The 13,147-nt window shown below is 52.0% G+C and carries 11 protein-coding genes; 10 read left to right on the forward strand and 1 reads right to left on the reverse strand.

Annotated features, from left to right (window positions below):
* Positions 1-3 precede the first annotated feature (3 nt).
* The 8 genes from GN111_RS28135 to GN111_RS28170 all read left to right on the forward strand — a co-directional run bounded on the left by GN111_RS28135 (position 4) and on the right by GN111_RS28170 (position 8,931).
* Positions 4-1,506: a type I restriction-modification system subunit M gene (locus tag GN111_RS28135; RefSeq protein WP_231715587.1), complete on the forward strand. Its 1,503-nt coding sequence runs from the start codon at positions 4-6 to the stop codon at positions 1,504-1,506.
* Positions 1,503-2,633, forward strand: coding sequence for a restriction endonuclease subunit S (locus tag GN111_RS28140; protein ID WP_155306935.1), 1,131 nt, complete (start codon positions 1,503-1,505; stop codon positions 2,631-2,633). The genes GN111_RS28135 and GN111_RS28140 overlap by 4 nt, the downstream gene beginning before the upstream one ends.
* Positions 2,633-4,276 (forward strand): AAA family ATPase, encoded by a 1,644-nt coding sequence (locus GN111_RS28145; RefSeq protein ID WP_155306936.1) that lies wholly within the window; start codon positions 2,633-2,635, stop codon positions 4,274-4,276. The genes GN111_RS28140 and GN111_RS28145 overlap by 1 nt, the downstream gene beginning before the upstream one ends.
* A complete protein-coding gene (locus GN111_RS28150) occupies positions 4,276-5,160 on the forward strand; it encodes a hypothetical protein (RefSeq protein WP_155306937.1) in 885 nt (294 codons plus the stop codon). Before GN111_RS28145 ends, GN111_RS28150 begins: the two co-directional genes overlap by 1 nt.
* Positions 5,161-5,386: 226 nt before the next feature.
* Entirely contained in the window at positions 5,387-5,608 is a 222-nt protein-coding gene (locus tag GN111_RS28155; protein ID WP_155306938.1) for a DUF2188 domain-containing protein, read from the forward strand.
* Positions 5,609-5,761: 153 nt separating this feature from the next.
* Positions 5,762-7,036, forward strand: a complete 1,275-nt coding sequence (locus GN111_RS28160; protein ID WP_155306939.1) for a nucleotidyltransferase domain-containing protein — start codon at positions 5,762-5,764, stop codon at positions 7,034-7,036.
* Complete coding sequence (locus tag GN111_RS28165) at positions 6,984-7,835, forward strand: SEC-C domain-containing protein (protein WP_170302496.1); 852 nt, start codon at positions 6,984-6,986, stop codon at positions 7,833-7,835. The genes GN111_RS28160 and GN111_RS28165 overlap by 53 nt, the downstream gene beginning before the upstream one ends.
* The gene (locus tag GN111_RS28170) at positions 7,798-8,931 is read left to right on the forward strand and encodes an SAVED domain-containing protein (protein WP_197740441.1); all 1,134 of its coding nucleotides are present in this window, start codon (positions 7,798-7,800) and stop codon (positions 8,929-8,931) included. The genes GN111_RS28165 and GN111_RS28170 overlap by 38 nt, the downstream gene beginning before the upstream one ends.
* Positions 8,932-9,467: 536 nt before the next feature.
* Here the strand turns inward: GN111_RS28170 and GN111_RS28175 are convergent.
* Complete coding sequence (locus GN111_RS28175; RefSeq protein ID WP_155306941.1) at positions 9,468-10,616, reverse strand: ribonuclease D; 1,149 nt, start codon at positions 10,614-10,616, stop codon at positions 9,468-9,470.
* A 124-nt stretch (positions 10,617-10,740) separates the two neighbouring features.
* Between GN111_RS28175 and thrS the strand changes: the two genes are divergently transcribed.
* Positions 10,741-12,657, forward strand: coding sequence for a threonine--tRNA ligase (gene thrS, locus GN111_RS28180; protein WP_155306942.1), 1,917 nt, complete (start codon positions 10,741-10,743; stop codon positions 12,655-12,657).
* Positions 12,647-13,069 carry a VanZ family protein gene (locus GN111_RS28185; protein WP_155306943.1) on the forward strand — a complete coding sequence of 141 codons (423 nt, stop codon included), beginning with the start codon at positions 12,647-12,649 and terminating at the stop codon, positions 13,067-13,069. The genes thrS and GN111_RS28185 overlap by 11 nt, the downstream gene beginning before the upstream one ends.
* Positions 13,070-13,147 lie beyond the last annotated feature (78 nt).

Here is a 13,147-nt window from a genome sequence, read left to right on the forward strand (position 1 = left end):
GAGATGAAATCCAAAGTCGATAAATTGTGGGAAGAGTTCTGGACCGGGGGCATCACCAATCCCCTGACCGTGATCGAACAGATTTCCTATTTGATGTTCGCCCGCCTGCTCGATGTCATCGAGCGCCGCAACGAAAAGCGGGCCAGGCGCACCAATGCGCCGTTCAAACGCATCTTCGCCGAAGACCAGCAGCACTTGCGATGGTCATCCCTGGTGGAAATGGGGGCACCTCAAATGCTCCCCCTGATGCGGGACGAGGTATTCCCCCATTTTAAGAACGTGGCCATGGCGGACACTCCCTTTGGCGAATACATGAAGGACGCCCAACTCCTGATCCAGAAACCCACCCTCCTGGCCACGGCCGTCACCATGATCGACGCCCTGCCCCTGGATCGGGGAGACGTTAAAGGCGACCTGTACGAATACCTTCTGGGGAAACTCACCACCGCCGGCATTAACGGTCAGTTCCGCACCCCCCGGCATATCATCCGTATGATGGTCGAACTGGTTGATCCCTGTCTGGAGACCGGCGAAAAGGTGGCAGACCCGGCCATGGGCACCGCCGGCTTTCTTGTTGGCGTGGTGGATTATCTGCTGGAGAAATACTCCTCGGCGGATGGCATCCTGGAGCAGGAAGGCCTGGGCAAGGCCTTCACTGGCGATCTGATGACGCCGGACCAGCGCATGCATCTGGAAAGCGCCATGTTTCACGGTTTCGATTTCGACGCCACCATGCTGCGCATCGCCGTGATGAACCTGATGCTCCACGGCATCGACGCGCCCTTTGTCAAATATCAGGACTCGCTCAGCAATACCTTTACCGACCGTTTCCCGGACCAGGCCGCCGACGCTTTTGACGTGGTCCTGGCCAATCCGCCATTCAAGGGTAGCCTGGACTATGAGGACGTACATCCCACCCTTCTGGCCAAGATCAAAACCAAGAAGACCGAGCTGTTGTTTGTGGCCCTGATCCTGCGCATGCTCAAGCTCGGTGGCCGCTCGGCCACCATCGTGCCCGACGGTGTTCTGTTCGGTTCCTCCAAGGCCCACGTGGGTCTGCGCAAAATGCTGGTTGAGGAGAACCAACTCGAAGGAATAATTTCTCTGCCTTCGGGTGTATTCAAACCCTACGCCGGGGTTTCCACCGCTATCATCGTCTTCACCAAGGGCGGCCGAACCGATCAGGTGTTTTACTACGATGTCACAGCCGACGGTTTTTCCCTGGACGACAAGCGCACCAAGGTCGAGGCCAACGATATTCCGGATGTGATCAAGCGCTGGAAAGCGCGTGATCCGAAAAAGGATACGGACCGGACCGGAACATGCTTTTTTGTTCCCAAGGAGAAGATCAAGGCCAATAAGTATGATTTGTCTATAAACCGCTATAAAGAGGTTGTTTACGAGGAGGAGGTGTATGATCCGCCGAAGGTGATTTTGGAGCGGATGAGAGCGTTGGAGGAAGAAATTTTGGCGGATATGGCGGAGTTGGAAGGGATGTTGGGATGAAAAAAGGTTTAGAGAAACTATGGCTTTTTGACCTTTGCAATCCTAAGCAATGGAAAACCCTTTCCATGAGTAAACTTAAGGACAGTGGATATCCAGTTTATGGGGCTAATGGCAAAATTGGATTTTACGACGAATACAATCATAAGAAGCCAACTATTTTAGTTACATGCCGAGGAGCCACATGTGGCCAAGTCCATATTTGTGAGCCCTATTCATATGTAACTGGAAATGCGATGGCTTTGGATGACCTTGATGCAAACAAGGTAGATATCAAATACTTTTTTCATCGCCTAAAAAGCCGAGGGTTTTCAGATGTGATTTCAGGAACTGCTCAACCTCAAATCACAAGATCGAATTTGGAATATGTTCATTTTTTTCTCCCCTCTCTTGAAAAACAAAAACGCATCGCCGCCATCCTCGACAAGGCCGACGCCATCTGCCGCAAACGGGAAAAGGCCATCGAACTCGCGGATGGCTTCTTAAAATCCGTTTTTCTGGATATGTTTGGTGATCCGGTGACGAATCAGAAGAGGTGGCCGGAAAGGAAGTTGTCGGAAATATCGGAAATTAAATCAGGGGTAACAAAGGGAAGAAAATTCAACGGCAAAAAAACGTCTTTTGTACCTTACATGCGCGTTGCAAATGTCCAAGATGGCTTTATTAATCTGGATGATATTAGCGATATCGAAGTCCTTGAAAGTGATGTTGATAAATATAAATTATGCAGTGGGGATCTATTGTTAACGGAAGGTGGTGACCCGGATAAACTCGGCAGGGGGGCGGTCTGGGAAGGAAAAATCGATCCATGCATTCATCAAAACCATATTTTCAGAGTGAGAACAAAAAAGGAAGTCGTCCTTCCTGAATACTTAAGTATGCAAATAGGGTCGAATAGGGGGAAAAGATACTTTCTACGGTCTGCAAAACAAACAACAGGGGTTGCCTCAATCAATATAACACAACTAAAGAATTATATAGCTTTAGTTCCCCCAATGGATATTCAAGAACGATTCTATTTTATAGAGAAAAAGTTCAAGGACTTTCGACGAAAGCTATTACAAGAAAAGCACAATAGCGATAATCTGTTTAATTCCCTTTCCCAAAGAGCCTTCCGAGGAGATCTCTAATGATCGTCAATAGCCTAACGCTTTCCAATTTCAAGGGCATTGGTGATCCCGTTACAATCGATTTCAAACCGGTTACACTCCTGTTCGGTCCCAACAGTGCCGGAAAAAGCACCATTTTCCAAGCTCTGCACTATGCCCATGAAATCTTTGAACGGGCCAACCTCGATCCAGACGCCACCCTTTCCGGGGGCCGGGGGCTTGATCTTGGTGGTTTCACAAATCTGATCCATAACCACGATATATCGAGGCCGGTTACCCTGCGTTTCGATTTTGATCTGCAGGGTGAGGACCTGCCCGAATATCGGGACTGGGTTGATGATGATATTGGGCCAATCCACTATTTTGAATCTGACCTTTATGGAATTCCGGCCCGCGCCAAGTCGGGGTGGGTGGAAATAGCGATCCAATGGAGTTCAATGGCGGAGCAACCGATTCTTTCTACGTACTCGGTTGGATTAAATGGGCAAAAACTGGCCGCCATCAAAACATCCGAAGATGGCCGCCAGACCTATTTGACGGACTTTCATATGCTCCACCCCATTTTCAGGGAGCCGGACACCGACGATGAAGTTAGAGCGATTCTGAAAAGAGCTATGGCGGATAATGAGCTTCAGGATGTTGAAAAACTTGGTCCGATGTTTCCCCTGTTTCTGACGTTTCAACAAGCTGACGATGGATCGGTTAATATCGACAGTCCCCTGTCTATTGCCGGACAAAAACGAACGGCATTGCCGGTATGGGGGAAATCCCTTGCCTTTGATCATGAGACCTTGTCCGATAGTGTTGATTACGATTCTCGAACCATCTTTACTGCCGTTGCCAGTTCGTTGATTGTCGGTCCCGGTGAACTGCTGCGGGATGCTCTGCGAAAGTTCAAGTACATCGGCCCGATCCGCGAAATCCCTTCACGGAATTTTCGGTCCGTTCGTTCTCCGGACGCTTCCCGCTGGGCCAACGGACTGGCGGCCTGGGATCTATTGCATCATGCATCCCCGGTCCTCATTGACCGATTGAATGAATGGGTCGCCGGTAGGGAACGTCTGGATACGGGCTACCGGATGGAATTGAAACGCTACAAGGAGATGGACATCACCAGCCCTCAGATGATCGCCCTGGAGCAGGGTGACGTGTTGGATGAGATAGAAAGCATCGACAGCGACTTGAAGCGCCTTCCCGTGAAAACCCGTCTGGCAATCCGGGATGCAATATCAGACATCGAACTGAAGCCCCAGGACATCGGCGTGGGCATCTCCCAATTGTTACCCATTGTTGTTGCGGCCCTGGCCACCGAGGACGGCATGGTTGCCATGGAACAGCCGGAGCTGCATATCCACCCGGCCCTGCAAGTAGCACTTGGAGATCTGTTCATTCACCGGGTGAAGGAGCGAGAGGTTTGCTTCCTGATCGAAACCCACAGTGAGCATTTGCTGTTGCGCTTTCTGCGTCGTATCCGGGAAACAACGGCAAATGAACTCCCGACCGATGTGGACGGACTGTCACCGGAACAACTGTCCGTCCTATTCGTAAAAAAGAGTGGCACAGGCGTGGAGGCTACTCAACTCAAGGTTGACGAAACCGGCGAATTCGAAGACGAATGGCCCGACGGCTTTTTCGAGGAACGGGACGGGGAGCTGTTTTTCTGATGATTTTCGAATTCGCGGTTTCACCGGAACTGTTCGCTGACTGGCAGGATGTCCGGTTTCTGGTTGCTTCTTTCGGCAGGGAAGAGGGGCGTCTGGTTTCCGAAATCCCCCGAAAAAAGTGGAAAATGCTTGTCTTGCAGGCCATCAAACGCTCGGACAACGGCGAGGTCATGAAAAAGCGCCTGAAAGAGGCCGCCACCCGTTTGATTAAAAGAGCACTCTATACCCGCCAAACCGCGCCTGAAGTCGATGCCACCGACTGGCTTGCCGCCGCCCTTGCTGCCCATGAACAGCGCCCCTTCCGCGCGATTATCGTCGATACGTATGACGGTGATCGGGATGATGTGCTTGCATGTGATTTGAGCCTGATCGACCATCCCCTCTGGCGGGTTCCAAAGGATGAATCGGTCGAGCGCAATGCCGCTACTATGTTGGGTGTAATTCAATCCATCCTGGACTGCGCTGGTGAAGTGGTGCTGGTGGATCGCAATTTCCGGCCAGATCAGCAACGATTCCGGAACGTCCTGATCCGCCTCATGGAATCTCTATCAACCCGGCCCCATGGCCCCCGCATCGGCAAGATTGTGTATCATGTCGGGGACGATATCGAGATAGGTCATCTCGAAACCCAATGTAGAGCTTGCATCGCTGTCCGCATACCCGCCAGCATAACTCTCGAAATCGTTGTCCATCCCCGTGACAAACTCCATGACCGCTTCGTCCTCACGGACATCGGGGGCGTTTCCTTCGGCCAGGGACTCGACGAAAGCCTCGGCTCCGGCCCGGACAAAGTTCTCGTCAGTCGCCTTTCGGAAACCACCTACAAGGAATGGTGGCGTAAGTGTAAATCCACAACGGTTTCCTTCCGTATTGTCTCTCCTTGAGTCCTTTCACTTCTCGACACTTTTTAATTTCAAAATATAAATAAACTTGTTTTACGATAAATTAGTTTATTATAGGTTTTATCCCGCCAGACATCAATCCATAGGCAAAAACGTACACAACACTTTGTAATGATAATTAAAATTCAATATTAAAAGCGTATTTTGCCTTTGGCACAATGATCGCATTATCAATTGGTAAATATTTTATGAGAGGAGGTGAATCTCAATGGGCAAGAATCAACACATCGTACCCCAAGGTGATCGTTGGGGCGTCAAAGGCGAAGGGAATTCCAAATGTACCTCGCTTCACGACACCCAGAAAGAGGCTATTGATGCCGGCAGGGACATCGCGCAGAACCAACAGAGCGAACTCCTGATCCATGGCGCTGACGGAAAGATTCGGGAGAAAAACTCCTACGGCAACGATCCTTTTCCACCGAGAGGGTAGCGGTAATGACCTGCATCCATCTTTTGTCGGATGCAGGCCTACTACACACTATATATAGTGGAATGATGTTGACGAAGATCAATATGTACTTATTTTGTAACGATTTATATTTTTCTGTATCCGCCCATAAAGGGCGAAACGAGGCAAGCCACCATGAATGATGAAATCAAGTTCCGCTACAACCAATTCCTTGAAAACCTCTCCGACAGACTTGACATTCCGCCAAGCAAATACCAGCAGGCTGTTGAGCGCTACCAAGCCGTGGGAAAGTGGTTAAACGAGGGCGAATACGAGGGTAGCGACGGCCTGCCTTCCATCTATCCTCAGGGATCGTTCCGGTTGGGAACGGTTGTCCGCCCTCTGCGCGACGGCAAGGAAGCCGACTATGATATCGACCTTGTGTGCCGGCTTGCATTCGCGAAGGGAAATATCATTCCCGAGAAGATCAAACACATGGCTGGCCGACGGCTGAAGGAAAACGGCCGTTACAAACCCATGCTGGGCAAGGAAGGCAAGCGTTGCTGGACGCTGCATTACGCCGAGGCCGATGGCGTCGGGTTTCATATGGACATTCTCCCGGCAGCCTATGAAAAGGCAAAATTCATTCAGGCCTTGATCCAATCCGGCATCCCCGAGCATCTCGCGATGGAGGCCATTGCGATTACCCACAAAGACCATGGCGAATATGATTGGCTCTCCAGCAATCCCGCCGGATACGCACAATGGTTCGACAGCGTAAAACAGGTGGCTCTTGAACGGATCGCAAAAAGAGAAAAACAACTCATTCTGGAAAGCACCGATACCTTATACGCCAACGTCGATGCCGTTCCCGACCAATTGGTCCGGACGCCGCTGCAACGGGTAATCCAGATCCTGAAACGCCACCGGGATGCAAGGTTTGCAGGTCATTCGCTGGAAGACTGCAAACCCATCTCCATGATCATCACCACCCTTGCGGCGCGCTTCTACAATAACGAAGTTGACCTCTATTCCACGCTTGAAAATGTCGTACGGCAGTTAAGCGCACATGCCCGATTGCTGAATCCTGGCTATATCCTTGAAATGGCCGAAAGCGACTTTCGATACATTCAACGGAACGCCGATGGGACCTGGTATATCCCAAACCCTGTCAACCCGGAAGAGAACTTTGCCGACCGCTGGCACGAAGACAACAATCGCCGCGCAAAGGCCTTTTTTCAGTGGGTCGCATGGGTGGCGCAAGATCTATTGGATGTTCTGAAGGCATCCAGCATGCCGGAAATCGGCGAATCCATGCAAAAAATTTTCGGCGAAAAGATAACGCGGGATGCATCAACCGGGGTGTTCGTGCTGGGTGCGCCAGCGGTGGTCTCTGCCAACCGGCATCAGGAGCGTCATGTCGAAATCAAGAAACCTCTCAAACCGTATGGCCACCGTTTTGAGAACTGAAAAACGGTCAATTGTTCGCAAACACTTTGAAGAACTGCATCAATTTTATCGTGAACTGGTTCTTGATGAAACTGATACCGGTCTTTGGACGATACGTGGCGAATTAAAACTTTCAGCGTCCTATAATGAGGAATACATCCAGGACAGCTTTCACGTAGAGATTCTGATTCCTCCGGATTATCCAGAATCCGTTCCGATTGTCTGGGAAACAGAGGGCCGGATACCAAATGGCTTTCACAAATACCGCAGTAAAGCGTTGTGCCTGGGACCGCCCTTGCAAGTGAAGATGAAGTTCCGGGAGAACCCGACACTTCTCGGATTTGTTGAAAATTTGCTTATCCACTATCTTTTTGGGCGTTGCAGCTACGAAAAGAACGGTGTCGTCCCCTTCGGCGAATATTCCCATGAAAGAGGCATGCTCGATTCGTACAAGGAGGCATTCCATTTGCAAACGGACATACAGGCGTTGCAGATGGTAAAACTGATTGCGGAAGGTAAGTACAAGGGGCATTTGACGTGCCCTTGCGGAAGTGGCAAGCGAATTCGTCACTGTCATGGCCCACAATTAATCAAAATTTCCCAATTTCAACGACGTTCAGAATTCTATGAAGATTATTTCACATGCATTATGGAATATATCCGTGGGGGAAATGAGCTTCCCTTGTTTTTCCGAAATAAGAAGCTGGAAAAACGTTTAGCCAAGGAATATCGCTCATATCTATCAGCAATGAACCCATCGACAATGCAAAACATGGGGGTTAATGACCATGTCGGTGACAAGTATTTCAGGAAGCATTAGAAATCATTTATGGGGAAAGGCGGGTGGCCGTTGCGAATATGAAGGGTGCAATAAGCCATTGTGGTTGGACACCTTGACCCAGGCGGAATTCAATACGGCCTACATTGCCCACATCATTGCAGACAAACCGCATGGCCCTCGTGGTGACGAGGAGCTATCGGCAGAATTAGCCAATGCGCTATCCAACCTCATGCTGATGTGCGACGAACATCACCGGCTGATCGATATAAAAGATGTCGAGGGCCATCCAGTTGATCGTTTAAGAGAGATGAAACGGAAGCATGAAGAACGCATCGAACTTCTGACTTCCATCCAGGAAGATAAAAAGAGTCATATATTGCTGTATGGCGCCAATATCGGACAACAATCTGCCCATGTGAGTTGGGATAAAGCCGCCGTGGCAATGGTACCGCAGCACTATCCTGCCGAAGCCCAAGCCTTTGAAATCGGCATGGTCAACAGCGCCTTTCGGGACGATGAACCGCGTTACTGGGAAATAGAAAGAGAAAACCTGAGACGGCAATTCAGTGAAAAAGTCCGCAGCCGCCTGCAAAACGGAAGCATCGATCACCTGTCCATCTTCGCACTGGCTCCCCAGCCGCTGCTGATGGAATTGGGACACCTGCTTTCAGATATCCCGGTAGCCGATGTTTACCAGTTGCACCGGGAGCCGCCAGACTGGAAATGGCAGACATCTGATGGACCATTTGAATTTGTCGTGAAACAGCCAGAAAATGATGGAAAACGTGTGGCTCTGAATCTATCCTTAAGCGCCACAATTGACGACTCGCGGATCAAGGCCGTTCTGGGTGCCAACATCCCCATATGGCGGTTGACTTCATCACCAGTTGCCCCCAACAACGATATTTTGAAAAGCCGAGAGCAACTGGCCCTGTTTCGGCAAACCTTCAGGTGGTTGATGGATGAAATCAAACGCGTACATGGACAAGACGCCGAACTGCATGTTTTTCCGGCCGTACCCGTGGCGATTGCATTGGAAATGGGACGAGTACGAATGCCCAAAGCGGATCTTGCATTGCATGTTTATGACCAGCAAAATGGGAGTGGTTTCCGGCTTGCTTTGATTGTCGGATGATTCGTTTGGTCAGGATGAAGTGAACAAAGAGATTTTCGAGCAAGTTGAAAATTTTAAAAATATCAGGTGGCTTGAGGGTTTACCTTTCGGAAAAACTCGCACAATTGGTGCGAAAAATCAATTTGTATAAAACTGCAGCCAATGATTCCCGATTGCCATACAATTATGATATTCGGTCAACCAGCTTGCCTATCGACTAAATTGAGCGTTTCAAGTTTCTACGGATGAGTGGGCCTGCCTATCCCGAATAGCGAAAAGACATCTTCCTTCCACAAGAAGCAAGCTCGACAATCGCAACTCAGTATCGCCTTGATGACGCATTTGGGGGTAAACTTGCGACAGACTCGCGACGCAACTGACGACAGGCCTCAAGGCAAAGGAATCGCGTGGTCATAGGCGACTGTGATGGGGCGGGCAGTACATGATGGTGTTACATGTTCGGGATGGAAGGGGCGAGACGTGTTCCGCCCCTATGGTCAGCGGTGCTGTAAATTGGCGGAATCCGGCGGCGAAAAAGAAAACTCAGCGTCCGAAAATCACGGTACCTCAGCCAAAACCTGTATTATTTCTTTCCCGAACGCCTTCACCTGCCAGTTGCGGAGGCCCTCTACCTCACGAAGCTGACCGATGCCGGTAGGCTTTTTAACGGCAATGGCAGTCATCAGGGCCTTGTTGAACAAAAGGGCGGGGTCCAGTTCCAGCTCGGCGGCCACTCGGTCGCGCCAGGTTTTAATGGCTTTGATGCGGTCCGGGACCCTGGGCGATACTTTCGGTCGCCGCTTGCGTGGATAGACCGGAAGATTTTTGGTCGGAATCGCCTTGGCCTTTTTAACCACGTCGGCGATGGTTTTGCCGTAGATGCGGATCTGTTTAGCACTCAGGCAGCCGGCGCGATCCAGCGCCTCGGGCGTATCCGCCATTTCGTTGGCGATGGTCAGCAGCGATTTGTTGGAAAAGACCTTGAACAGGGGGCGGTCCTTTTTCATGGCCAGTTTCCGGCGGTACTGCAACAGTCCCTCCAGGATCGCCAGGTTGCGCCGCTGCAGGCGGCCGGCGCCGCGAAAGCGCAAAAACAGCGGCTCCTCTCCGTTTTCCACTGGCCGAACACCGGACAACAGGCGGCACTCCTCTTCGACCCATTCCAGGCGGTTTTTGGCCTCCAGTTCTTCCATGAGCATACGGGCCAGGGGAATCAGGTGGACGGCGTCGGAAGCGGCGTATTCGATCATCCCGTCTGGCAGCGGACGCTGTGACCAGTCTTTTTTCTGGTAGCGTTTGTCCATGACCACGCCGAATCGCCGGTTGACCACCGCACCCAGGCTGGTTTCCTGCTCTCCCAGGAACATACTGGCCAACTGGGTGTCGAACAGATTGTCAATCTCGATGGAAAAATCCCGGTACAGGGAGCGGACATCGTAATCCGATCCGTGCAGCACCTTGCAGACCTTCCTGTTTTTAAATATGGGCGCCAGCGGCGACAGGTCGTTGACTTCCAGAGGATCGATGACCACATTTTCGCCATTGCCGGCCATCTGCAGCAGACATACCTTTTCTCTGTAATGGAACATGGAATCCGCTTCCAGATCGACGCCGAGCATCTTTTCCCGGCAAATGCGATGGGCGAATGCTTTCAGATCGGCAGGTGTCTGGATCAGTTGGAAGGATGGCGCGTCAACAGGGTTCATTTTTTTTTGCTTGACCCGCAGGGGGTTTTTCCTTAAAACTCGTAAGTTGTTTTTTTATCAATAAATTGTTGGCTGGCTCTCAGCCGGTTTCACGCATAACCGTTACAGGAAAGCGAATAGAAATATGATACATATCACACTTCCCGATGGAAGTCGAAAGCCCTTTGAAGACCAACCCACGGGATTGGCCGTTGCCAAGAGTATCTCGGAAGGACTGGCCCGTGAATGCGTGGCCATGGAAGTTGACGGTCAGCTTGTGGATTTGAATCGAACCATCGAGAACGATGCAGCGGTGCGTCTGATTACCACCCGTGATCCGGAAGCCCTTGAAATTATGCGCCACAGCGCCGCCCACGTCATGGCCCAGGCGGTGATGCATGTTTATCCCGACGCCAAGCTCACCATTGGCCCGGTGGTGGAAGACGGCTTTTACTATGATATCGACATGCAGCCGCTCTCCGAAGAGGCTTTCCCCGAGATCGAGGCCGAGATGAAACGCATCGTCAAGGCCAAGATTCCAGTGGAGCGCCACGAGGTTTCCAAAGCCAACGCCCTGGAATTCTATAAGAACGAACCCTATAAAACCGAAATGATCTCCGAGCTGGCTGACGGCACCATTTCGTTTTACAAACAGGGCGATTTCACCGACCTGTGCCGGGGGCCGCACGTGCCGCACACCGGCTTTGTGCGAGCCTTCAAGCTGATGCGGGTGTCTGGCGCCTACTGGCGGGCCGACCAGTCCAAGGCCCAGCTTCAACGGATTTACGGGACCGCTTTTTTCGACAAGAAGCAGCTCAAGGCTCACCTGGAATTCATCGAGGAGGCCAAGAAGCGCAACCACCGCAAGATCGGCACGGCCATGGACCTGTTCAGCTTCCATGACGATGCGCCGGGAATGGCCTTTTTCCACCCCAAAGGGATGGCGGTATGGAACGCGCTGCTGGATTTCTGGCGCGAGGCCCATCGCGAGGCCGGGTATGTGGAAACCAAGACGCCTATCATTTTAAAACGCGCCTTGTGGGAGAAGAGCGGCCACTGGGAAAACTACCGCGAGAACATGTACACCACCGAGGTGGACGACGAGGCATACGCCATCAAGCCGATGAATTGCCCTGGCGGAATGCTTTTGTTCGGCACCCGTCCCCATTCCTATCGCGAGCTGCCCCTGCGGGTAGCGGAGATCGGTCTGGTGCACCGCCACGAGATGTCCGGCGTGCTCAACGGCCTTTTCCGGGTGCGGTCCTTTCACCAGGACGATGCCCACCTTTACATGATGGCCGATCAGATCCAGTCGGAAATACTCGATCTTTTAAGGCTCGAGGAGAAAATGTACAGCCAGTTCGGCCTCGACTTCCATCTGGAGCTGTCCACCCGGCCGGAAAAATCCATCGGTACCGACGAGCAGTGGGAGGTCGCTACCGAAGGATTGCGCGCCGCCCTGGATGCTTATGGTCGAGACTACCTCATCAACGAGGGCGACGGCGCTTTTTACGGGCCCAAGATCGACCTGCACATCAAGGACGCTCTGGGCCGCACCTGGCAGTGTGGAACCATTCAACTGGACATGAGCCTGCCCGAGCGCTTCGATCTGACCTATGTCGGCAAGGACAACGAGAAGCATCGGCCCATCATGCTGCATCGCACGGTGTTCGGCTCCATCGAACGGTTTCTGGGGGTTCTCATCGAGCATTTTGCCGGCAAGTTTCCCCTCTGGTTGGCTCCGGTTCAGGCGGTGCTGCTGCCCATCAACGACGATCTGATTCCCTTTGCCGAAAAGGTGGCAAGTACCATGATTCAGGCGGGGCTGCGGGTCGAGGTGGACGACCGCACCGAAAGCCTCAACCGCAAGGTTCGCGAAGCCCAACTGGCCAAGACCCCGCTGATTCTTACCTGCGGGGGCAAGGAGAAGGAGGCCGGCACGGTTTCCGTGCGCACCCTGGACGGAAGTGTGCATTACGGCATCCCAATGCAGCAGTTCATGCAGCAGGTAACCGCCCACGTGGCCGAAAGGCGGTTGGAGCTGGATCTGTTTGAAAAATAAATCCATGCTCGGTCACCACAATAAATTCATCCTCTGGCTGCCGGTAATCATCCTCTGCCTGGCGATTTTCCTGCAGTCCTGCTTCCCCTCGCCCGACATGGGCCTTTCCTTTCCATTGAAAGACAAGGCGCTGCATCTGATCGCCTACGGTTTGCTGGCTGCGCTGTTCGTCCGGGCCTGCCGCTGGACCTGGCCCGGACGGTTTTCCGGGGTGCAACTGATGCTCCTGGGAATTGGCTTTGCCACTTTGTACGGGTTGAGCGATGAATTTCATCAGTCCCTGGTGGCGGTGCGCCAGGCCGAACTCATGGATGTCGCGGCCGATTTCGTCGGTAGCATCCTGGGATCGGCGGTCTATCTGAAGATGCCGGTACGGCATTCCCGGATTGACAAAACAGGAGACATTTTATAAAAAAAACTGTTCGTGTGCCTTCAATCGAAGCGAATGCCAAACCACGTCAATTGGACCTTCCCCAAAGGAGTGCCTGAG

The organism is Desulfosarcina widdelii (assembly GCF_009688965.1).
GTDB classification, from domain to species: Bacteria; Desulfobacterota; Desulfobacteria; order Desulfobacterales; family Desulfosarcinaceae; genus Desulfosarcina; species Desulfosarcina widdelii.